Source organism: Asanoa iriomotensis (assembly GCF_016862515.1).
GTDB classification, from domain to species: domain Bacteria; phylum Actinomycetota; class Actinomycetes; order Mycobacteriales; family Micromonosporaceae; genus Asanoa; species Asanoa iriomotensis.
In genome coordinates, this window is the sequence record NZ_BONC01000064.1 from 1 (window position 1) to 21,839 (window position 21,839).

The window sequence follows — 21,839 nt, forward strand, 5'->3', positions numbered from 1 at the left end:
TCAGCAGGGGGCCCTCCCGTCGTCCAGTTGGGCACCGGCTCTCCGGCCTCCCGACAGGGCGGCGCTGGCTTCCTCCGGGCGCATGCCGGCGCCGATGAACAGGTCGTACGCGGTCGCGGCGGCCGACTCGGCCCGCCCGGGGTCGGTGCGGCGCAACGCGGCGGCAAGCCCGGCCCACGCCCGCGCCTCCTCGTACCGCAGCCGGCGCTCCTTCGCCTGCCGCAGCGCCGTCTCGTGCGCGGCGCCGGCCTCCACGGTCCGGCCGAGCGCGGTGAGAGTCTCGCCGATGTCGTTGCCGATGGCCGGCTCGAAGAAGCCGTCGCGCAGCTCGCGGACCGTGTCGTACACGGCCTGCTGGATCCGCAGCGCCGACTCCGGATCGCCGGTGGTCACCAGCAGCCGCCCGTACTCGCTGGAGGCCTCCACCGCACTGGCGATGTTGGAGCCCTGTCGTTTCAGGGCGGCGGCCCGGCGCAGCAGGAGCGCGGCGACCCGCGGATGGCCGAGGTCCCGGTGCACACATCCGAGCTCCATGAGCGCGCTGCCCAGGCCGACGCGGTGGTGCGGCCAGACCGCCGTCGCGGTGCGGCGGAGATGCCGGAGTGCGACCTCGTACCGGCCGAGGTACCGGGCCGCGGTGCCGGCCTGCAGCCGTGCGTAGGCCAGCCGGCCCGGGGTACCGGCCGCGGCGGCGTACGTCTCGGCGGTGAGCGCGCTGTCCAACGCCTCGCTCAGCCGGCCCTCGTACCGGGACACCACGCTGAGGTTCGCGTACACGGTGCTCAACAGCCGGGCGTCGCCGAGGCGGTGATACAGGTCGGCGGCCCGGCCGAGGTGCGCCCGGCAGGCGCTGTGGTGACCGAGGCGCAGCAGGTGACCGGCGATGATGCGGTGGCACATCGCGCGCAGGTCGTCCGTGCCGAGCCGGCGCGCGGACTCCAGCGCCTGCTGCCCGAGCTGGACGGCCGTGGCGTTGTGGCCGTGGCCGAGGGTGAACGGGCTGGCGGCGCGGAACAGCAGGCAGGCGTGCAGGTGCGCGCCGCTGCGGTGGGCGAGGTCGGCGACCGCCGCGACGGTCGGCCAGTACGTGCGCATCCAGGCGAGCCGGTCGTGCTCGTCGGTGAACGGCCGGCCGGTCAGGTTCAGCATCGGGTGTTCCACGTTGTCGCCGAACTCGCGGTGCCGGTTCGCGTCCGCCGTGGTGCGCAGGTAGTGGTCGAGCATCCGGTCGACGGCGGCGCCCCGCTCGGGCTCGTCGACCAGGGTGGCCGCGAATGCCTGGAGCAGGTCGTGCATCCGGAACCGGCCCGGCACGTCGGCCTCGACGAGGTTGACCTCGACCAACTGGTCGAGCAGCCGCCGCGTCTCGTCGACGGGCAGGTCGGCCAGGGCCGCCGCCGCCCAGTCCTCGAAGTGGCCGGACGGGTGCAGCCCGACCCGCCGGAACAGCAGCTGCTCCTCGGCCGTCAACTGCCGGTAGGACCACGCGAACGCGGCCGCGACGCTGTGCCGCTCGGCCGACACGTGCAGCGGCGCAGGCGCGTCACGCAGCTGGTCGGCCAGCATCTCGAAGGTCCAGTGTGGGCGATGCTTGAGCCGGTGGCCGGCGAGCCGGATGGCCAGGGGCAGCCGCCCGCACAGCCGGACCACCTCGCGCTGGCCCTCGGTCACCTCGGCATCGTGCCGACCGGCGCTCTGGCGCAGCAGGTCGACGCCGTCGGCCAGGTCCAAGGGCGGCAACGATAGCTGGCGCGCGCCGTCGATCGGGGCGAGCCGGTGCCGGCTGGTGACGATGGTGACCCAGCCGGCCCCGGCCGGGAGCAGCGGCTCGACCTGCTCGGCGCTCGCCGCGTTGTCCAGCACCACCACCCCACCCCGGGCGGCCATGCCCGCGTGCCACCCGGCCAGCCGGCCCGCCTCGGTGTCGGGCATCGCGTCCGGCGCCGGCCGCACCTGCTCCAGCAGCGTGCCGAGGGCGTCGTACCGGCTCGCCGGCGCGCGTTCGCTGTGGCCGTGCAGGTCGATGTAGAGCTGGCCGTCCCGCGCACCGGCGGCGAGCCGATAGGCGAGCGTGATCGCGAGGGCCGACTTGCCGACGCCCGGCATCCCGTCGATCAACAGCAGGCGTGGCCGCACGTCATCGGTGAGCTCGGCCAGCAGGCGGTCACGGCCGACGAGTCGCCGGGGCGGTCGGGGCAGGGCCCGGGGCGGCGGCGGCTCGGGTGCGGGCGCCACGACGGTGTGACCGTCGCCCCCGATGGTCGTCAGGTACACCGCCCGGAGCTCCGGGCCGGGCTCCACGCCGAGTTCGTCACGCAGGGTCGCGGCCCGCTCGTGGTAGACGGTGATCGCCTCGGCGTGCCGTCCGTCGGCGGCGAGAGCCCGCATCAGCAGGCCGGTGATCCGCTCCCGGAGCGGATGGGCGCCCGCGAGGGTCTGCAGCTCCGGCAGCACCTGGCGGTGCCGGCCGAGGCGCAGCTCCACCTCGCCGCACTCCTCAAGCGCGGCCAGGCGCAGCTCGTCGAGCCGGTGCGCGTGCAGCGCGACCGCCTGGCCCGGCAGGCCGACGAGCGCGGGCCCGCGCCAGAGGGCGAGCGCGGCGCGGAACGCCGCCGCGGCGCCGGTCAGGTCGCCGCCGGTCACCAGCGCCCGCGCCGTCGCCAGCCCGGTCGTGAACCGTCCCAGGTCGGTTCGCGCGCGGTCGACGTCAAGGCGGTACCCGGCCGGGTCGGTGGACAACACCGCACCCGGATGCGTGGCGAAGAGGCGCCGCAGCCGGGACACGACCGTCTGCAACTGCTTACGTGCCGTGGTGGGCGGCTCGGTGTCCCACACCAGCTCGACGAGTTCGTCGACGCTCACGGTGCGGCCGGCGGCGAGCAACAGACCGACCAGGACGAGTTGGGACCGGACGCCACCGACGACGAGTCGGCGCCCGTCCGCCTGGACTTCGAGCGAGCCGAGCAAGCGGAACTCCACCTGCGTGACCACCTCCTGACGTTGTGTCTCGTCGGGTGGTCAATTTAATGCCCTTCGACCGGTACGGGAACGGTACCGACGGTCGGGACGGGGGCGGCCGTTGCGGCCGCCCCCGTCATCGCATCGAGGTCAGGGGTTGATCCGGCCCGCGCCGGCACCCGAGGTGACGATCGACTTCACGTTGTTCGCGTTGTCGAGCTGGTAGGAGTACGGGATCGACGACGTGCTGCCGGCGCTCTGCGGTGTGCCGCTGCCGACGAACACGTTGTTGCGCTGCACGAGGGCGCCCGGGTCCGAGTCCGCGTAGCCCACGAGGGTGGGCTCGTCGACGTTCTCGAAGTAGTTGCCCTCGACCAGCACACCCGCGTCCATCGTGGACGCGACGCCGTACTCGTTGTTGTAGTAGTAGTTGTTGTAGACGTGCACCGGGTTGCCGAAGCGCACCCGCGGATGCCGGGTTCCGGAGCCGTCGAACCAGTTGTGGTGGTAGGAGACCCGCAGGTGCCCGACGTCCTGTGACGCGTTGTCGTCGGAGTGGCCGAGCAGCATCGACTTGTCGTGGCCGTACACCCGGTTCCAGGAGACCGTGACGAAGTCGGAGCCGCGCTTGACGTCGACCGCGCCGTCGTACCCGTTGGTGAAGCTGTTGTGGTCGACCCAGATGTTGGTCGCCGACTGCTCGACGTTGATGGCGTCGTCGTCCCAGTCGCGGAACGACAGGTTGCGGATGATGACGTTGCGGTCGCCGTTGACGGTGAAGCCGCAGCCAGCGATCGTCGCGCCCGAGTTGCCGAGGATCGTCTTGTTGGACCGCACCCGGATCATGCCCGAGCACGAGATCGTGCCGCTGACCCTGATCACCGCGGCGCCGGTGGCACCGACCGCGCTGGTGAGCGCGGACGCGCTGGTGACCGTCGTGGCCGAGGTGCTGCCGCCGCCGGTCGTGCCGCCGTTCTGCGTGGCCCAGCCGACCAGGCCGGTCTGCGGCGGCGTGGTCGGGCCACCGGTCGGCGGGTTCGTCGGCGGCGGCGTGGTCGGGTTGCCGGTCGGCGGCGTCGACGCGTCCGAGCTGACCACCACGTCGTCGAACCGGGCCGACGCGAACACCGTCACCAGGCCGATCCGGCCCGCGCTGTGTGCGCTGTTGCTGCCCGAGGCGATCCGGGTGCCGTTGACGAAGCCCGAGACGGTGCTGCCGTTGGCGTCGATCCGCAGCGTGTACCAGGTGCCGGTGGACACGGTCAGCGACGCCGAGCCGATCACCGTCACCGACGAGCCGTCGACCGCCTGCAGTTCGGCGCGATTGGCGTTGGTCAGCGCCAGCCGGTACATCTTGGTGGCCGACGACGACCGGGCCGCCAGCGCGACGAGCCGGTTGCTGCCGTTGAAGCTCAGGGGCTTCACCCGGGCCTGCACCGAGTACGCGGTCCAGCTCGTCTGGCCGGCGAACTCGCGGGCCAGCTCACTGTCTGTCTTGGACTGCGTAAAGGTCGGTGAACCCTCGGTCACCACCGACCAGTCGCCGCCGGACTTCGACCAGCCGCTCGCCTCGCCGTCGTTGAAGTCGTCGGAGAAGAGCGTCGCCGCCCGCGCGACGCCGCCCAACCCGAACGCGACCACGATGGCGGCCAGGGCGCCCGCGACGACCGCGAGCAAGCCCCGGCGTGCCGTTCTGCTCATGACTCTCCTCCTCAGATCCGGCCGGTGCCGGCTTGCGCGGACACGGTCGACTGCACCTGGGCGCAGGGCAGCAGGGTGTACGGGTACGGGACGGCGGACACGCTGCCGCCGGCTTCGCCCGCACCGGAGTTGGTGAAGCAGTTGTTCCTGGCCACGATCCGGCCCGGCCCGGACGATGCCTCGCCCAGGTGGAACGGGTCGTCGACGTTCACGAACGCGTTGCCCTCGACGATCACGCCGGCGTTCTCGGTGGACGCGACGCCGTAGTTGCCGGTGTCGTTGTAGTAGTTGTTGTAGACGTGCACCTGGTCGCCGAACCGGACGCGCGGGTTGCGCTGGTTGGTGGCGTCGAACCAGTTGTGGTGGTAGCTCACTTTCAACCGGCCGGTGTCCTGCGCGCCGTTGTCGTCGTCGTGGCCGAGCAGCATGTTCTTGTCGGTGCCGTCCGCGTGGTTGTAGGAGATCGTCACGTACGACGAGCCACGCTTGACGTCGACGCCGCCGTCGGTGCCGGTCGTCCAGGTGTTGTGGTCGATCCACACGTGGTGGCTGAACATCTGCACGTTGATGGCGTCGTCCGGCCAGCCGCGGAAGTTCAGGTTGCGGACGATCACGTTGTGCACCGCGTCGGACGGCGGTGAGGTGATGTCGTCGTCGATCGGCAGGCCGATGTTGAGGCCGCCGCCGGTCAGGCCGGAGCCGGAGCCCAGCCCGACGATCGTCTTGTCGGACGTCACGTCGTGCATCGGGCCGGGCAGCGTGAGCATGCCCTGCACCTGGACGATCCGCGGGCCGGGTTGGGCGATCGCCGACAGGAACGCCGACGCGCTGGTCACGGTCACGGTCGGGCCGCCGGCGCCGCCGCTGGTGCCGTTCTGGCCCCACGCGTCCACCGAAGCCCAGCCGTCGGCCACGTTGGGTTGCGGCGGGTTGGTCGGCACATTCGTCGGGGTCGCCGTCGGCGTCGGCGTCGGTCCGGCGCCGGTGGTGACCGCGACGTCGTCGAAGCTCGCGGTCGTGTAGAAGGTGGCCACGCCGACCCGCCCGCTGCTCCAGTTGCTGTCGCTGGCCTCCGTGAGCAGCGAGCCGTTGACGTAACCGCGCAACGTCGAACCGGTGACCTCGAGCCGCAGCGTGTGCCAGGAGCCCGCGCTCACGCCGACGGAGGCGGTGTCCAGTGTGGTCGACGAACCGCCGACCAGTCGCTTGAGCTCGACGGTGTTGTTGGACCGCAGGGCCAGGTAGTAGTAGCTGGTGCTGCTCTGCACCCGGGCGAGCACGGCCGCGAAACGGTTGCTGCCGTTGAAGCTGATCGGCCTGACCCGGGCCTGCACGGAGTAGTCGGTCCAGCTCGCCGTGCCCGCCAGGGCCCGGGCGTCGCTGCTGGTGCTGCTCTGGCGGAGCACGCGGGAGCCGTCGGTGGTGACCGTCCAGCTCCCTCCGTTCGTGGTCCACCCGGCCGAGTTGCCGTCCTCGAAGTCGTCGGAGAGCAGCGTGGCGGCGCTTGCTCCCGTGGTGGTCAGGCCGAGGACCAGCGCCGCGGCGGCCATGCCGGCCCCGAAGGCCAGCAGCAGGCCGCGGCGACGTGATCGCCAGGCTGGGTTGGGTGACACGGATCCTCCTTTGATCGATGTTTGTCGATCTCTGAAGGTGCGGGAAGCCCGGGCTGAAAACGCCTCCCGCACCGGCCTAGATGGACAACCGACGGGCGCCCGCGCACAGCTCGACGACCAGCGCCGCCGCCGGAGCGGGCAGGACGGGACCGGCGCGCAGGCTGGGCGTCCAGCCGGCGTCCGGCGCGATGTCCGGGTCGTGCGCCGAGTTGTAGGCGGCGAGCAGGTTGACCGGCTTCGGCAGCGACCACCCGGAGCGGACCCACGTGCCCTTCTCGGAGAGCACGGTGCCACCCCAGTCGAAGACGAACGAGTCCGGCGGCACGGCGGCGCCGAGCGCGACGTAGTTGTTCTCGGCGTAGATGGCCGACTGCACGCCGACGCCCCAGCTGTACTCGTAGGGGTCCGCCACCGGCACCCGGTAGAGGTTGTTGTAGACGTCGACCTGGCCGAACCGCACCCGCGGCGCGCGCTGCACGCTGCCGTCGAACTCGTTGTGGTGCAGCGTCACCTTCAGCGCGCCCACGTCGGCGCCCGGCGTGTTGGTCGAGCCGATCAGCATGGTCTTGTCGTGGTTGGTGAACCGGTTGTAGGAGACCGTCACGTAGTTGCTGCCGTTGGTGATGTCGACCTGCCCGTCGTGCACCTGGTACGGCCGGCCGAAGCGCAGCGGCTGCGCCGCGTCCGGGTTGTCGGCGTCGGTGAACGTGTTGTGGTCGACCCAGACGTGGTGCGAGTTGCGGATCCAGATGTTGTCGTACGCCGCGTTCCAGTTGCCGGTCTCGCCATCGGTCGGGGACCAGACCGGGAAGCAGTCGCGGGCGTCCTCGTGGGTGATGTTCCGGATGATCACATTGGAGCTGCCGTCGAGCCGGAGGAAGACCCCGTTCAGCCGGGCGTCGCCGAGGCCGATGATGGTCTTGTTGGAGCCGACGTTGACCCGCACCCGGGCGCTCTGGTTGGCGGCCGAACGCACCCGCGCCTCCTCCAGCGGCCCGCTGGGCGCGACGCGACCCCAGACCGCCGGGTCAAAAGCGGCGAGAAACGCGTCGAGGGAGTACGCCGGGTCGGCGAACTGTTCGCACGACAGCGGCGCACCGGCGGCGTCGGCATTTCCACGAATGGTGCCGCGGACGAAGACGATCGCCGGTGTCGTGCCGGCGACGGCGGCCGCGAGTTCGTCGCGGTTGGTCACGTGGAACACGTTTTCCGGCGCGGCCGCCGCACCGCCGGTCGTGCCGGTCCCCTCGGCCGCCCAACCGTCGCCGGCGGGCAGCATTTGCCGGGCGACCCGCTCGCTGAGCGGCACGGACGCCGCCGCGGCGGGTGCCGCGACGGCGATGACAAGCACGCCGGCCACGCCGGCGGCGAGACCTCGAAATCGCATTGACACACTCCGATCACAACCTGGATACCTATTGTGAAACATAGGTATTGGTCATTATCGAAGTCAATGCTTTCGATATGCAGGAATGTTGCAGCGAATGGCGCCGACGGCGATCCGCCCGACCGTCGAAACGGTCGGGCAAGTGGCTGTTGCCCTATTTCCGGGCGGTGCCCGGCCCTGTTGTTTGCAGACTGTTTTCCGTGTGCGGCGGATGGGCCCACGGCACGCCCAGCTCCGACGGCAGCGCGTGCTGCTCCGCGGCCCGGCGGAGCACGCCGTTGATGCCGCGGATCGAGCGGACCCGCTGCGGCCCGGCGCCGAGGTCGGCGACGACTCCGTCGCCGAGCGCCGCCGGCGCGGGCGCCGCGCCGAGCGCCTCGACCACCGCGGTGAAGCCCGCGGTGGCCGCCAGTGCTGCCCGCAGCGGCACGCCGGCCCGGTCGGCGCGGTGCGCGAGCAGGTTGTCGAGCAGGTCGACCCGGCCGGGCACCTCGCGCATCCCGGGGTCGCCGGGCAGCCGGAGGCGGTCGGTCGGGTACTCCAGCGTCGCACTCCCCCGCGTCCCGGTGACGGTGATCTCCCCGGGGATGAGCTCCTCGCCGGCCAGCGTGACGGCGACGACCACCGGCGGGCGCCCCTGGCCGGTCAACCGGAGCACGGCCGTGTCGTCACTCTCGATCGGCCGCGTCCGGTAGCGCTCCACCTCGAGGGTTTTCGGCACGCTTTGCTCTGCATCCAGATACGCACCACCCCCGGTGACCAGCGGTGCGTATCTGGAAGCAGAGCAAACCCTGTCGGCGAGGGCCAGGGACTGCATGACCGCGTGGCCGAGTGGATTGATCAGAGCGCCGTCCACCGCGCGCCTGCCCGCCCAGGGCGACCGGGCGTAGTACGCGTCGTCGCGCTGCCAGGAAGCGACCGCCGCGATGCCCGTGACCGTGCCGAGGGCGCCGCCCTCGACGGCAGCGCACAGCTCGTCGTAGGCCGCCGACGCCAGCGCCTGGAAGCCCACCTGGCAGGACCGGCCGGCTTCGGCCAGCGCCGCGACCAGCCTGGTGTGGTCAGCCAGCGACAGCAGCGGCGGCTTCTCCAGCAGCAGGTCGCAGCGGGCGGCCAGGGCGTCCAGCGCGATCGGCAGGTGGGTGCCCGGTGGTGTGCAGATCACCACGACGTCGGGGCGGGTCTCGGCGAGCAGCGTGTGGTGGTCGGGGAAGAGCCGGGTTCCGGGCGGGACCGGCGGGTCCGGGTCGAGCGGGTTCGGCTCGGCGATGCCGACGAACGCGATCGCACCCGACTCGTGTCTCGGGGCCAGCCGCCGCCGGTGCCAGCGGCCGTGGCCGTTGGCACCGATCAGCGCGACCCGGACGGTCATGCGCCGGCCAACGTGGACTCGACGCCGTGCTTGTCGAACTCGGTCAGCCAGTCGACGACCAGCTCCCGCACGGTCTCGTCGCCGGCCAGCTCCGCCGGGAAGACGGCGGTGAGGCCGAACAGCGCACCGGCGAGTCCGTCCGGAGTGGACGGAGCCGCCGCGACCGCGGCGCGGATCTGGGCGGCCAGCGGGTCGTCCAGCTCCAGCGTCCGGCCGTCGTCGGCGATGCCGCGGGCATAGCGCATCCACGCCGCCACGACCAGCGCTCCCCAGCGGGGAGCCGCGCCGGCCGCCCGGCGATCGCGGATCGTCTCCAGCACCCGCTGCGGCAGCTTCTGCGTGCCGTCCATGGCGACCTGGGTGGTGCGGTGGGCGATCGCCGGGTTCGCGAACCGCTCCAGCGCCAACTCGCCATATTCGACGACGGAGACGCCGTCCGGTGGGGTGAAGCTGGGGGCGATGTCCTCGGCGACGAACCGGCGCATCGCGTCGGCCAGGCCAGGCATCCGGTGCGCGTCGGCGATCGTCGCCCGGCCCGCCAGCACGCCCAGGTAGGCCATACCCGAGTGCACCCCGTTGAGGGCGCGCAGCTTGAGCCGCTCCCAGGGCCCGGCGTCGTCGGTCAGCACCGCGCCGGCCGCCTCCCAGGCCGGCCGCCCGCCCGGGAAGTCGTCCTCGATCACCCATTGCCGGTAGGGCTCGCCGTAGACCGCGGCCTCGTCGCGCACGCCCAGCACCGCGGCCGCCACGGCCCGGCTGGCATCCGTCGAGGCCGGCACGATCCGGTCGACCATCGTGCCGGGGCAGCGGACGTTGGCGCGCAGCCACTCGTCGTCCTGCCCGGCACGGTTGAACGCCGCCTCGAGCATGCCGCTGGTGCGGCGCCCGTTGGAGGAGAAGTTGTCGCAGCTCACGATCGCGATCGGGCCGGCGTCGGCACGGGAGCGGGCGACCAGGCCGCGGAACAGCAGCCCCGGCACCGTCGTCGGCGGCCGGTCGCCGCGCAGGTCGGCGTCCAGCGCGGGGTCGTCCAGTAGCCGGCCGGTCGCCGGGTCGAGCCGATAGGCCTTCTCCGTGACGCACAGCGTCACCACCCGGATCGCCGGGTCGGCCAGCAACGCGACCACAGCCTCCGGATCGGCCGCGGCGGTCCGGGCGCCGGCGAACGCGCCGACCACCCGCGCCCGCGCGCCGTCGGCGGACATGTCGCTGACGCTGTAGAGCAGGTCCTGGGCCCGCAGCGCAGCGACGACGTCGGTCGAGCGGGGCGCGACGCCGACGATCCCCCATTCGCCGCCGGCCGCCGCGACCGCCTCCTCGGTGTAGACCGCCTGGTGCGCGCGGTGGAACGCACCGAGTCCGATGTGCACGATGCCGGCCGGCACCGTGCCGGGGCGCACGAGCGGCCGGCTCTCCACGGGCAGCCGCCGCAGCGAGCCGAGCCCGAGCAGCGGGGTCATCGCCACACCGGCCCGTCCGGGAACGAGAACCGTTCCACCGACTCGGGTTTCATCGTGGCGCTGTAGCCCGGTGCGGTGGGCAGCAGATAGCGGCCGCCGCTCGTGCGCACGGGGTCGACGAAGTGCTCGTGCAGGTGATCCACGTATTCCACCATCCGTCCCTCGAGTGCCGTGCCGACCCGCAGGAAGTCGAAGAAGGCCAGGTGCTGCACCAGCTCGCAGAGGCCGACGCCGCCGGCGTGCGGGCAGACCGGCACACCGAACTTCGCGGCCAGCAGCAGCTCGGCGAGCACCTCGTTGACGCCGCCGACCCGGCAGGCGTCGATCTGCATGACGCCGATCGCGTCGGCCTGGAGGAGCTGCTTGAAGATCACCCGGTTGGCCGCGACCTCGCCGGTGGCCACCCTGATCGGCGCGACCGCGCGCTGGACGCGGGCGTGGCCGAGCACGTCGTCGGCGTGGGTCGGCTCCTCGATCCAGTAGGGGTCGACCTCGGCCAGCCGGGCCATCGCGGCGATCGCCTGGTCGACGTCCCAGACCTGGTTGGCGTCCATCATCAGCAGCGCGTCCGGGCCGATCTCGTCCCGGATGATCCGGGCCCGGCGCACGTCGTCCTCGAGGTCGCCGCCGACCTTCATCTTCATGGCCCGCCAACCCTCGGCGTACGCGGCGCGGGTCAGCGCCCGTACCTTGTCGTCCGGGTAGCCCAGCCAGCCGACCGACGTGGTGTAGGACGGGAAGCCCTCCCGCTCGACCAGCGCCAGCCGCTCCGCGTACCCCTTCTGACCGTTGTCGAGGATGGCCGCCGCGTCGTCCGGGGTGAGCGCGTCGGTGATGTGGTGGAAGTCGACGTTCGCGACGAGCTCGTCCGTCGGCATCTCGGCGAGCAGACGCCACAGCGGCACGCCGGCGGCCTTGGCCCGCAGGTCCCAGACCGCGTTGACCAGGGCGCCGGTGGCCATGTGGATGACGCCTTTCTCCGGGCCCAGCCAGCGCAGCTGCGGGTCGGCGGTCAGCGAGCGCCAGAACGCGACGGGCTCGGCGGCGATCTCCGCCAGCGTCCGGCCGGTGACGTGCCGGGACAGCGCCTCGACCGCGGCGCAGGTGATCTCGTTGCCGCGACCGTTGGTGAAGGTGAAGCCGGCGCCGGTGAGGTCCCCGTCGGTGCGCAGCTCCACATAGGTCGCCGAGTAGTCGCCGCGGTTGATGGCGTCGGAGCCGTCGCCCGTGTCGGCGGTCGGGAACCGCACGTCGTGCACCTCGACGGCGCGGATGGTGGTCACGCCGGGTCTCCTTCCAGCCGGAAGACCCGCTTCGGCAACCGGTAGGCGAGGTCCACGATGGTCTCGGCGGCCTCGTCGAAGGGCAGCCGGTGCTCGGCGACCAGCCGGGCGAGGTAGCCGGCGTCGACCCGGCGGGCCACGTCGTGCCGCACGGGGATCGAGCAGAACGCCCGGGTGTCGTCGACGAAGCCGGCGGTGTTGTAGAAGCCGGCGCTCTCGGTGACCGCCTCGCGGAACCGGCGCAGCACCTCGGGCGAGTCCAGGAACCACCAGGGTGCGCCGAGGTAGACGGCGGCGTAGCCGCCCGCGATGGGTGCCAGTTCGCGGGTGAACGTGTACTCGTCGAGCGTGTAGACGACCAGGCGCAGGCGGGGGTCGTTGCCGTACGCGTCGAGCAGCGGGGTCAGGGCGTGCAGATATTCCGTCGCCTGCGGGATGTCGCCGCCCACGTCCCGGCCGTGTGTCGCGTGCAGCCACCGGTTGTGGTTGCGCACGGCGCCCGGGTGCAGCTGCATCACGAGACCGTCCTCGATGGACATGCGGGCGAACTCGATCAGCATGTGGGCGCGGAAGGTCTCGGCGTCGGCGGCGTCGGCCTCGCCCCGCAGGCCGCGGGCGAACAGGCTCGCCGCCTCCGCCGGGGTCAGGCGGGCCGTGCGGGCCGTCGGGTGGCCGTGGTCGCTGGAGGTCGCGCCGGCCGCGACGAAGGCCGCGCGGCGTGAGCGCAGGGCGGCCAGGTAGCCGCGGTAGGTGCCAGTGTCCTCGCCGGCCACCTCGCCGAGCCGGGCGACCCGGTCGGCCCAGCCCTCGAACTCCATGTCGACCACGTCGTCGGGGCGGAACGTGGTGATCACCCGGCCGCCCCAGCCGTCGGCGGCGAGCTTGGCGTGCGCGGCCAGGTCGTCCAGCGGTGACTCGGTGGTGGCCAGCACCTCGATGTTGAAGCGCTCGAACAGCGCCCGCGGCCGGAAGTCGGGGGTGGCCAGCTTCGCGGCGAGCGCGTCGTACACCTCGTCGGCGGTCTTCGGCGTCAGCCGGGTGGTGACGCCGAAGACGGTCTCGAAGGTCCGCTCCAGCCAGAGCCGCGACGGCGTGCCGCGGAACAGGTGCCAGTGGTCGACGAACAGCCGCCAGATCGCCCGGCCGTCGGTCTCGGCCGGCTCGCCGTCGCGGGTCGGCACGCCGAGGCGGGCCGGCGGAATGCCCTGGCTGAGCAGCATCCGGGTCAGGTAGTGGTCCGGCACGATGATCAGCCGGGCGGGGTCGGGAAACGGCTCGTCGTCGGCCAGGACGGCGGGGTCCACATGGCCGTGCGGCGAGATCAGCGGCAGGTCACGCGCGAGCCCGTACAGCTCGCGGGCGATCGCCCGTTGACCCGGCTCGGCCGGAAACAGCAGGTCGGACATGCACTCCCTCGCGGTCAGGTCGGATCGAGCAGGTCGGTGGCGGTGACCGGCGCGCCGGTCGCCATCGAGCGGTTGGCGGCCAGCCCGGTGAGCAGCGCGTTCGCGCCGTCGCGGGCGGTGGCCGAGCGGTCCATGGGGTCGGTCGCGCCGCCGAACAGCACGGCGGTCATCCGCGCGTCGGCGCCACCGTGGCCGCCGCGGCGGTAACCGGGCACCGGCACCTCGCGGGCGGGTGCCCAGAACGGGTGGACGGTCAGCCGCGCGTGGCCGCGCTCGGCCGCGGCCACCTCGCCGTGCACGGCGGCACCCTTGACCTCGCTCGCGCCGGCGGGGCTGACGTGGTCGCTCTCGACGACCTCGAGCTCCAGCCGGCCGCGGCTGCCGTTGACCATGACGCGATAACCCTCCCACGGCGCGTACGCGGTGAGGTGGTAGGTCATCGTCGCGCCCGTGTCGTAGCGGACCAGCACGGCCAGGTCGTCGTCGATGGTGACACCGGGCGCGAACACGTTCTGGTCCCGCAGGTAGCCGTCCTCGTCCTCGGCGTCGAGGTAGAGGGCGCGCAGCAGCGGGTTGTCGCCGAGTTGGAGGGCGAACGGGTCGTCCGCGGCCTGCGGGGCGCCGTGGCCGCGGGCGTAGTCGCGGGCGTAGCCGTGCCGCTTTCCGTCGGGGCCGTAGAAGAACCGCCGGCCCTGCGCGAAGACGGTGACGGGCGTCGCGTCGAGCCACCAGTTGACCAGGTCGAAGTGGTGGCCGGACTTGTGCACGAGCAGGCCGCCGGAGTTGGCCGCGTCGCGATGCCAGCGGCGGAAGTAGTCGGCGCCGTGCCGCACGTCGAGCAACCACTCGAAGTGGACGGAGCCGATCTCGCCGATCTCCCTCAGCGTCTCGCGGAAGGCCTCGTGCAGGGGGTTGTAGCGGTAGTTGAACGCCACCCGTACCCGGTGGCCGGTCTCTTTCTCTGTTGCCAGGATCCGCCGGCAGCCGTCGACGTCGGTGGTCATCGGCTTCTCGGTCACCACGTCGCAGCCGGCCCGCAGGGCCGCCACGATGTAGTCGGCGTGCGTCGCGTCGACGGTGGTGACCAGCACCTCGTCGATCTGCTCGGCCTCGAGCATCGTGGCAAAGTCGGCCGCGTCATATTGCTTGGCCGGGGCGGCGCCCAGCTCGCCGAGCCAGCGGTTGTGCGCCGCCATCCGCGTGTGGTTGACGTCGGCCAGGGCCGCCACGACCGCGCGGTCGGCGTGGTCGACGGCCAGGGCGCGCAGGAACATGCCGGCCCGGGCACCGGCGCCGACCAACGCGTAGCGACGTCGTTCCTGAGGCATCGACCAACCCCTTCGCGCGGTGCAAACGTTTGCACGAAACTATCCATGCGGCCACCGTGGCCGTCAATGTCTTGTCCACTATTACCGGTTTTGCCGGCCGCAACCGCCTAGTCGGAGCGCCTCCGCAACCGAGTCGCAACAACTGACCGTTGACAGCCACGCAACCGTTTGCATTAATTGGCGCACTTGAGTGACGGCCACCACAGCAGAAGGGGGCCCCGAAGCCGAGAGGATCGCCGCGTGCCAGCCACCATCCGCGACGTCGCGCGCGAGTCCGGGGTGCACATCTCCACGGTCTCGCGCACGTTCTCGGCGCCGCACCTGGTCAACCCGGAGACCCGCAGCCGGGTGCTGGCCTGTGCCGAGCACCTCGGCTACCGCCCCAACCGCGCGGCCCGGGCGCTGATCACCGGGCGCACGCACAACATCGGCCTGATCGTGGCCGACATCGCGAACCCGTTCTTCCCCCCGCTGATCAAGGCCGCCGAGAGCCAGGCCCGCCAGCGGGACTACCACATCTTCGTCACCGACACCAACGAGGACGCGAGCGTCGAGGAGGACCTGGTCCGCGCCCTGGCCAAACAGGTCGACGGGGTCCTGCTCTGCAGCCCGCGGATGAGCAACAGCCTGATCGAGCAGCTCAGCCGCGAGGTGCCGCTGGTGGTGGTCAACCGCCAGCTCACCGGCCTGCCGACCGTGGTGATGGACGTCGCCCAAGGTGCCCGGCTCGCCGTCGACCACCTCAGCCGGCTCGGCCACCGGCATCTCGCCCTGGTCTCCGGCCCGCGCGGGTCGTGGACCAGCCGGGAGATCCGCCGGTCGGCCATGTCGGCGGCGCGGGCCAGCGACGCGGAGCTGACGGTCATCGGGCCCAACCAGCCCACCGAGGACGGCGGCATGGCGGTCGCCGAGCAGATCGTCCGGTCCGGGGTGACGGCCGTCCTCGCGTACAACGACCTCATGGCCATCGGCCTGATCGAAGGCCTTTCCGTTCACGGCCGCCGGGTCCCGGAAGACATCAGCGTGGTTGGCATCGACGACATCGCGCTGAGCCGCCTCACCCGCCCCAAGCTGACGACGGTGGCGACCCCAACCGCCGCCGCCGGACGGGCGGCCGTCGACATGCTCCTCGCGCACGGCGACGACCGCCGCACCACCGCACAGGTAACCCTGCAGACCGAGCTGGTCATCCGCGACTCGACGGGGCCGGGCCCGGGCCCGCACAGCCATGCGGACCCGGGCGACGTGGTCGCTCCCGCCCCCGGAGAGGTCGCCTCCTACGCCAAGGAGTGAGCGCACATGCACCGCGCACCATCCCCGCGTGCGGTCGAGCCGACCACGCGCCACCACCGTACCGCCTTTTCGGGGCCTGGCCTGCGGCGACGCCTGCTGGCCGCCCTGGTCGTCATCCCGCTCGCACTGACCGCCGCGGCCTGCGGCGACGACGGTGGCTCGGAAGCCGCCGCCGATCCCAACAAGCCGGTCGAGCTGTCCATCTTCTGGTGGGGCGCGGAGGGCCGCGCGAAGCTGACCGAGGACGCGCTGGCGCTCTACACCAAGAAGCACCCCAACGTCACCTTCAAGAAGACCTGGCAGGCCAACCAGGGCTACTTCGACAAGCTGGCCACCCTGACCGCCGGCGGCGACGCGCCGGACATCTTCCAGATCGACGACAACTATCTCACCGAGTACGCGTCGCGGAACGTCACGTTGGACCTGATGTCCTACAAGGACAGTGGCAAGCTCGACCTGTCGAAGTTCCCGGAGTCGCTGTGGAACTACGGCGTCGTCGAGGGCAAGCTGGCCGGCGTCGCGTTCGGCGAGAACACCCAGGGCCTGGTGTTCAACAAGACGCTGCTCGACAAGTTCAGTCTGCCCGCGCCGACGACCGGGCAGTCCTGGGAGGACCACATCGCCTGGGCGGCCAACGTGTCCAAGGTCGCCAAGGTGCCCGGCACGCAGGACCCGAGCGCCGACTACAAGGCGTTCTGGGTGTGGCTGCGGCAGCAGGGCAAGGACCTCTACAAGGACAAGGCGCTCGGCTTCACTGAGCAGGACGTGGCGGCGTGGTTCACGTTGTGGCAGGGCGCCCGGTCGGCCGGTGCGACCCCGACGCCCGACGTGATCCACGAGGGCAACGTGACCGACATCAGCAAGCAGCTCGTGGTGACCGGCAAGGCCGGGACCTCCTGGGTGTGGGCCAACCAGATGCCGGAGCTGAAGAAGAACACCAAGGACGAACTGGGCGTGGTCGCGTACCCGGGTGACCCGAGTGCGCAGTGGGCCCGGGCGTCGATGTACTTCTCCGTGTTCCGCGGCACCGACAACAAGGACGTGGCGGTCGACGTCATCAACTTCCTGTCGAACGACCCCGAGGCCGCCAAGGTGCTCGGCACCGACCGTGGTCTGCCGTCCAACCTGGACATCCGCAAGGCCGTCTCGGACTCGGTGTCGGACGCCAACATGAAGCAGTCCATCGCGGTGCAGACCGAGCTGGGTACGAAGTTCGGCGCGTCGCCGCAGGTGCCGCTCAAGGGGCACAGCAAGGTGCGCTCCGAGCTGATCAAGGCAGCCGAAGAGGTGCAGTTCGGCCGCAAGTCACCGGCCGACGCCGCCAAGGCGTACTTCGCCGCCTGCCAGGCCGCGATCGGGGCCTGACCGTTGGCGATCAGCACCGCGCCGCCGGCGGCCCGGCCCGCCGGCTCCGCCTCCCCCGGTCCCGCCAGTCGGCGGGGCCGGGGTGGCCCGCGCCGCCGGGAGAACATCGCCGGCTACGTCTTCCTGTCACCGTGGTTGCTGGGTCTCATGGGGATCACCGCGATCCCGATGCTGCTGTCGCTCTACCTGAGCTTCACCAACTACGACGCGCTCACCGACCTCTCCGCTGTCGAGTGGATCGGGTTCGACAACTACCGCACGATGTTCACCGCGGACCCGTCCTTCTGGCACGCGGTCCGGGTGACGGTCACGTTCGCGCTGGTCGCGGTGCCGTTGAAGCTGGCGGCGGCGTTAGGCGTCGCGCTGCTGCTCAACCGGGCGTTCCGGGGTGTCGGGCTGTTCCGGGGCTTGTTCTACCTGCCGTCGCTGCTGGGCGGGAGCGTCGCGCTGGCGATCGTCTGGGTCAACATGTTCAACCGGGACGGCGCGTTCAACTCGCTGCTCGGCCTGTTCGGCATCACCGGCGCACCGTGGGTCAACGACCCGCGCTGGGCGCTGGAGACGCTGATGGCGCTGGCGATCTGGCAGTTCGGCGCGCCGATGGTGATCTTCCTGGCCGGTCTGAAACAGATCCCGGTGGAGCTCTACGAGGCCGCGTCGGTCGACGGTGCCAACGCGTGGCGCCAGTTCCGGGCGGTGACGCTGCCGATGCTGTCGCCGGTCATCTTCTTCAACCTGGTGCTGGAGACGATCAACGGCTTCCAGGGCTTCACGGCGGCGTTCGTGCTGAGCAACGGCACCGGCGGGCCGGTGGACTCGACCCTGATGTACACGCTCAACCTCTATATCAAGGGCTTCACCGAGCTGCAGATGGGTTACGCGTCGGCGATGGCATGGGTGTTCCTGGTGGCGATCGCCCTGATCACGGTGGTGCTGTTCTCCACCGGGCGGTTCTGGGTCCACTACTCGGACGGGGAGGACCGGTGACGCTTCCACGCGGTCGCACCCTGGTGCGCCTGGTCATCCTGGTCGCCATCCTGGCGGTGGTGCTGTATCCGCTGCTGTGGATGGTCGGCACGTCGTTCAAGTCGCGCGAGGAGATCGCGACGAACATCGGCCTGTGGCCGGACGTGTTCACGCCGTCGAACTTCCGGGAGGGTTGGCAGAACTTCGACGTGAGCTTCGGCCGCTTCTTCGCGAACAGCGCGATGGTGGCTCTGCTGACCGTGGTGGGCAACGCGATCTCCTGCCTCCTGGCGGCCTATGCCTTCGCCCGCCTCCGCTTCCGGATGCGCAAGTTCTGGTTCGCCATCATGATCGGCACGCTGCTGCTGCCGGGCCACGTCTTGATCATCCCGCAGTACGTGCTGTTCAAGCAGCTGGGTTGGGTAGGCGAGCCCTGGCCCTACCTGCCGCTGCTGGTCCCCCAGTTCCTGGCCACGGAGGCGTTCTTCGTCTTCCTGATGGTCCAGTTCATGCGCGGTATCCCCTACGAACTGGACGAGGCGGCAAAGATCGACGGCGCGTCCCCGTACACGGTCTTCGCCCACGTGATCGTCCCCCTGAGCCGCCCGGCCCTGGTCACGACGGCGATCTTCTCGTTCATCTGGACGTGGAACGACTTCTTCCGCCAGTTGGTCTTCCTGTCGGACCTACAGGACTACACGGTCCCGGTAGCCCTCACGCTCTTCATCGACTCCACCAGCGAAAGCGCGGTAGGCCCGATGTTCGCGATGTCGCTGCTGTCGCTGGTCCCGGTCTTCCTGTTCTTCGTGGCCTTCCAGCGCCTCCTGGTGGAGGGCATCAACACGAGCGGCCTGAAGGGATGAAGCCCGACTGGCGCGACACGGTCCGCGTAGCCACCGACGTAGCGGTCCTGGGCCTCCTGCTGGTGGCAACGTCGCTGCCGGTCCTCACGACCGGCGCGGCGTTCGCCACGGCAAGCTTCGCGATCCACCATTTCCTGACCCACGACCGCTGGCCCCGCCCCCGAGCGGTGGTCACGGTCTTCCGCCGCACCCTCCTACCGGGCGCCGCGGCCACCGTCGCCGCCGCAACCGCGACCTGGCTGCTGATTGTGAACCTGACCGCGCTGTCGCGCGGCACGGTCCCCGGCGGCGCCGCCATCCTCGGCCTCACAGCGATAATCGCCGCGGCCGCGGCCGGCTACGCCGCACTGGCCCTGGTCAACCTCGGCACCCACCTCACGAATGCCTTCTCCACGCCCGCACCCGGCGCCGCCAATACGCACGCCGCCGGAACGTCCGCCGACACCCCCGCCGCAGGGCACGCCGTCGAGGCGGAGGTAGCCGCCGTGGCGGACTCGTCAACGGCATCCGTCGCGGTCGCCGTCGCGACGCGTGAGCGCTGCGCCGAGACGAACGGCCAAGCCCGCGAGCCGGCCACCAACCCCAAAGCCGGCGTCTGGCGCCGCGCGGCCCGAGACGCCGCCGCCATGCGCCCCGCAACGGTCGCAGCGGCGGCAGGCGTGGTCGCCCTAGCCGCGCTGCTCGCGGTGCTGGTCCACCCGATCCTCGCCGCGTGCCTGGTCGGCTACGCCCTATACGCGGCGCACGTGGTCACCCGCCGCCTGGCACCGACACCCGGCCCATCCCACCGGTAACTGCGCCACCGCCATGCGGCCGGCAACCGTGCCAGCTTTGGTCACCGTCGCCCCGCCGCTTGCAGTCCTGGTCCACCCGATCCTCGCCGCGTGCCTGGGCGGCTACGCCCTCTACGCGGCGCACGTCGTCGCCCGCCGCCTGGCGCCGACACCGACCCCCGGCCTATCCCGGCAATGACACCGCCACGGTGTGTTCCGGTGCGCTCGGGCGGTGCGCGGCTCAGGGAGCGCTTGATCGATGCGCCTTGCCTCAACCCGAGGCGCGCCCGGGCGAGCGCCGGCTGCGCGGCCGCCCTTCGCCACGACCGACGCGCCGGTCATGACCTGGCAGTCGGTGCCGAAACCCGCCGGGCCAAGGCTGCCCCGAAGCCCACGCACGCCACCCAGAACAACCGCGCCGCCCAACCAAAGCCGGCGACCGACGGCGGCGGGGTGACCGAGGCAATTGCGGAGCCTGCGGCGCAACTGTCTCGCCGCAGGCGCACGACGAGTGCCGCGACGCCTCGCGCACGCCTGTCTGGGAGCCGCCATTAACCCGTCAACAGCAATCGCACCTCCGTTGGGGTGTGGTCCAGGTGGGCGCGGATGGTGCGGCACAGGTGGGCCTGGTCCGCGAAGCCCAGGTCCGCCGCCAGGCGGGCGCCGTCGGTGTCGCCGTCCGATAGTCGGTCGAGGGCCCGGCCGACGCGGACCCGATTGCGGTAGTGCGTCAAAGACACCCCCATCTCCCGGCTGAAAGCCCGGCTCAGCCGATAAGGCGACACCGCCAGGTGCGTGGCCAGCGACAGCAGACCGCGGGCCGCCGGGCCATCGGCCCCGATCACCGCGCGGGCCCGGGACACCACGGCACGGTCAGCAGCCGAGCCGCGGGCATCAGCCGGCACCGGCGAAGAACAGGCCCGCCGCGCCGCCAGCCCCAGGAGGTTCACCAACTCCTCGACCAGCCGAAAATCACCGTCAAACCCCGAAGCGGCACGGAGGAGTCGGCGGTGGGCCAGATCCAGACGGCCGTCGACGTAGACCCCTGCCCGCGGTCGCCGGTCGCCCGCCACGTCGTGCCACAGCGACGGGGAAACGGCGACCGCCGTGCAGGCGTCCCCGCCCAAAGGGTGGGCGAACCGCGCCTCGGCGTCCGGGACCGTCACATAGCCGACCGTCGGGTCCAGGTCGACCGCCACCCCGTCGACCAGCCGACGGAAGCGCCCCCGCCGCGGCAGGACGACCGCGTGGCCGCCGCGGGTCTCCGCCGCTGACCAGCGCGCGTGGTCGTCGGTGCAGGTCACCGACCGGACCGTGAACCCCCGCCCGGCGGCGACAACGCGACCCTCTCGCATGCCACGCACGCTACGACCCACGTACGACAAGAATCTTCAAGCCCGAAGCCAGCGCCACGCCGGAGGCTAGGCGGCATGAACGCACCAGCCACGATCGCCACGATCGTTTTCGACGCCGCCGATCCCGCCAAGTTGGCGGCCTTCTACGCACAGCTCACCGGGTGGGAGGTCAGCTACCAGGACGAGGACTTCCACCACCTCGGCAACGGGCCGATCAAGCTCGGCTTCCAACGGGTCGCGGACTACCGCGGACCCGGCTGGCCCGACCCGGCCAAGCACGCCCACCTCGACCTGAACGTCACGAACCTCGACGCCGCCGTGGAGACGGCGCTGGGCCTCGGCGCCCAGAAGCCCGAGTTCCAGCCCGGCGACAGCTGGGTCGTGCTCACCGACCCCGAGGGGCACCCGTTCTGCCTGGTCAGCTGAGAGCTAACGTCGACCGGGTGTACGGGTTCGCGCGCCGGGAGTTCACCCTCACCCTCCTGCGGCGCATGGCCGACTACCAGCCTGAGCTGGTCAGGACCGCGTACACCCGGCTCGGCGCCACCAAGACCGACTACCTCAAGGCCTTCAACCGCTGGCAGACCATGCTCCACTCCACCCGGGCGCCGCGCGGCCTCGACCTCCTGCACGCGGTGCTGGGCCCGGAAGACCACCGCGAGACGGTGCGCCTCGGCGACGTCACCGCCTCCGTCGCGCACTGGCGGCTCCCCCTC

17 protein-coding genes are annotated in these 21,839 nt (G+C 71.6%); 7 read left to right on the forward strand and 10 right to left on the reverse strand.

What is annotated here, in order from left to right:
* The 9 genes from Air01nite_RS32135 to Air01nite_RS32175 form a co-directional block, all read right to left on the reverse strand.
* Positions 1-2,991: an AfsR/SARP family transcriptional regulator gene (locus Air01nite_RS32135; protein WP_203707114.1), complete on the reverse strand. Its 2,991-nt coding sequence runs from the start codon at positions 2,989-2,991 to the stop codon at positions 1-3.
* Between the two features lie 117 nt (positions 2,992-3,108).
* The gene (locus Air01nite_RS32140) at positions 3,109-4,659 is read right to left on the reverse strand and encodes a pectate lyase family protein (protein ID WP_203707115.1); all 1,551 of its coding nucleotides are present in this window, start codon (positions 4,657-4,659) and stop codon (positions 3,109-3,111) included.
* A gap of 11 nt (positions 4,660-4,670) precedes the next feature.
* A complete protein-coding gene (locus tag Air01nite_RS32145) occupies positions 4,671-6,272 on the reverse strand; it encodes a pectate lyase family protein (protein ID WP_239091106.1) in 1,602 nt (533 codons plus the stop codon).
* Between the two features lie 76 nt (positions 6,273-6,348).
* A complete protein-coding gene (locus Air01nite_RS32150; RefSeq protein ID WP_203707116.1) occupies positions 6,349-7,659 on the reverse strand; it encodes a pectate lyase family protein in 1,311 nt (436 codons plus the stop codon).
* A 154-nt stretch (positions 7,660-7,813) separates the two neighbouring features.
* The gene (locus Air01nite_RS32155) at positions 7,814-9,031 is read right to left on the reverse strand and encodes a Gfo/Idh/MocA family protein (protein WP_203707117.1); all 1,218 of its coding nucleotides are present in this window, start codon (positions 9,029-9,031) and stop codon (positions 7,814-7,816) included.
* The gene (locus tag Air01nite_RS32160; RefSeq protein WP_203707118.1) at positions 9,028-10,491 is read right to left on the reverse strand and encodes a mannitol dehydrogenase family protein; all 1,464 of its coding nucleotides are present in this window, start codon (positions 10,489-10,491) and stop codon (positions 9,028-9,030) included. Before Air01nite_RS32160 ends, Air01nite_RS32155 begins: the two co-directional genes overlap by 4 nt.
* Positions 10,488-11,774 (reverse strand): enolase C-terminal domain-like protein, encoded by a 1,287-nt coding sequence (locus tag Air01nite_RS32165; RefSeq protein WP_203707119.1) that lies wholly within the window; start codon positions 11,772-11,774, stop codon positions 10,488-10,490. The genes Air01nite_RS32160 and Air01nite_RS32165 overlap by 4 nt, the downstream gene beginning before the upstream one ends.
* Complete coding sequence (uxaC, locus tag Air01nite_RS32170; RefSeq protein ID WP_203707120.1) at positions 11,771-13,180, reverse strand: glucuronate isomerase; 1,410 nt, start codon at positions 13,178-13,180, stop codon at positions 11,771-11,773. The genes Air01nite_RS32165 and uxaC overlap by 4 nt, the downstream gene beginning before the upstream one ends.
* A 14-nt stretch (positions 13,181-13,194) precedes the next feature.
* Complete coding sequence (locus Air01nite_RS32175; protein WP_203707121.1) at positions 13,195-14,508, reverse strand: Gfo/Idh/MocA family protein; 1,314 nt, start codon at positions 14,506-14,508, stop codon at positions 13,195-13,197.
* 240 nt (positions 14,509-14,748) lie between these two features.
* Between Air01nite_RS32175 and Air01nite_RS32180 the strand changes: the two genes are divergently transcribed.
* The 6 genes from Air01nite_RS32180 to Air01nite_RS32205 all read left to right on the forward strand — a co-directional run bounded on the left by Air01nite_RS32180 (position 14,749) and on the right by Air01nite_RS32205 (position 19,967).
* The gene (locus tag Air01nite_RS32180) at positions 14,749-15,801 is read left to right on the forward strand and encodes a LacI family DNA-binding transcriptional regulator (RefSeq protein ID WP_203707122.1); all 1,053 of its coding nucleotides are present in this window, start codon (positions 14,749-14,751) and stop codon (positions 15,799-15,801) included.
* A gap of 6 nt (positions 15,802-15,807) precedes the next feature.
* On the forward strand, positions 15,808-17,166 hold the full coding sequence (locus tag Air01nite_RS32185) for an ABC transporter substrate-binding protein (RefSeq protein ID WP_203707123.1): 1,359 nt from the start codon (positions 15,808-15,810) through the stop codon (positions 17,164-17,166).
* 3 nt (positions 17,167-17,169) lie between these two features.
* Positions 17,170-18,153: a carbohydrate ABC transporter permease gene (locus Air01nite_RS32190; RefSeq protein ID WP_239091107.1), complete on the forward strand. Its 984-nt coding sequence runs from the start codon at positions 17,170-17,172 to the stop codon at positions 18,151-18,153.
* A gap of 80 nt (positions 18,154-18,233) precedes the next feature.
* On the forward strand, positions 18,234-18,995 hold the full coding sequence (locus tag Air01nite_RS32195) for a carbohydrate ABC transporter permease (protein WP_239091111.1): 762 nt from the start codon (positions 18,234-18,236) through the stop codon (positions 18,993-18,995).
* Entirely contained in the window at positions 18,992-19,789 is a 798-nt protein-coding gene (locus Air01nite_RS32200) for a hypothetical protein (protein ID WP_203707125.1), read from the forward strand. The genes Air01nite_RS32195 and Air01nite_RS32200 overlap by 4 nt, the downstream gene beginning before the upstream one ends.
* Before the next feature lie 37 nt (positions 19,790-19,826).
* Complete coding sequence (locus Air01nite_RS32205; protein WP_203707126.1) at positions 19,827-19,967, forward strand: hypothetical protein; 141 nt, start codon at positions 19,827-19,829, stop codon at positions 19,965-19,967.
* 352 nt (positions 19,968-20,319) lie between these two features.
* Here the strand turns inward: Air01nite_RS32205 and Air01nite_RS32210 are convergent, their stop codons facing one another.
* Positions 20,320-21,123, reverse strand: coding sequence for a helix-turn-helix domain-containing protein (locus tag Air01nite_RS32210; protein ID WP_203707127.1), 804 nt, complete (start codon positions 21,121-21,123; stop codon positions 20,320-20,322).
* A 75-nt stretch (positions 21,124-21,198) separates the two neighbouring features.
* Between Air01nite_RS32210 and Air01nite_RS32215 the strand changes: the two genes are divergently transcribed.
* Positions 21,199-21,549, forward strand: a complete 351-nt coding sequence (locus tag Air01nite_RS32215) for a VOC family protein (protein WP_203707128.1) — start codon at positions 21,199-21,201, stop codon at positions 21,547-21,549.
* The last annotated feature ends 290 nt before the right edge of the window (positions 21,550-21,839 follow it).

Excerpts from the sequence above, each read along its gene's own strand:
- Air01nite_RS32140 (WP_203707115.1), bottom strand. The coding sequence starts at position 4,659 with ATGAGCAGAACGGCACGCCGGGGCTTGCTCGCGGTCGTCGCGGGCGCC.
- Air01nite_RS32150 (WP_203707116.1), bottom strand. The coding sequence starts at position 7,659 with ATGCGATTTCGAGGTCTCGCCGCCGGCGTGGCCGGCGTGCTTGTCATC.
- Air01nite_RS32155 (WP_203707117.1), bottom strand. The coding sequence starts at position 9,031 with ATGACCGTCCGGGTCGCGCTGATCGGTGCCAACGGCCACGGCCGCTGG.
- Air01nite_RS32160 (WP_203707118.1), bottom strand. The coding sequence starts at position 10,491 with ATGACCCCGCTGCTCGGGCTCGGCTCGCTGCGGCGGCTGCCCGTGGAG.
- uxaC (WP_203707120.1), bottom strand. The coding sequence starts at position 13,180 with ATGTCCGACCTGCTGTTTCCGGCCGAGCCGGGTCAACGGGCGATCGCC.
- Air01nite_RS32175 (WP_203707121.1), bottom strand. The coding sequence starts at position 14,508 with ATGCCTCAGGAACGACGTCGCTACGCGTTGGTCGGCGCCGGTGCCCGG.
- Air01nite_RS32185 (WP_203707123.1), top strand. The coding sequence starts at position 15,808 with ATGCACCGCGCACCATCCCCGCGTGCGGTCGAGCCGACCACGCGCCAC.
- Air01nite_RS32195 (WP_239091111.1), top strand. The coding sequence starts at position 18,234 with ATGGTCGGCACGTCGTTCAAGTCGCGCGAGGAGATCGCGACGAACATC.
- Air01nite_RS32200 (WP_203707125.1), top strand. The coding sequence starts at position 18,992 with ATGAAGCCCGACTGGCGCGACACGGTCCGCGTAGCCACCGACGTAGCG.
- Air01nite_RS32210 (WP_203707127.1), bottom strand. The coding sequence starts at position 21,123 with ATGCGAGAGGGTCGCGTTGTCGCCGCCGGGCGGGGGTTCACGGTCCGG.
- Air01nite_RS32215 (WP_203707128.1), top strand. The coding sequence starts at position 21,199 with ATGAACGCACCAGCCACGATCGCCACGATCGTTTTCGACGCCGCCGAT.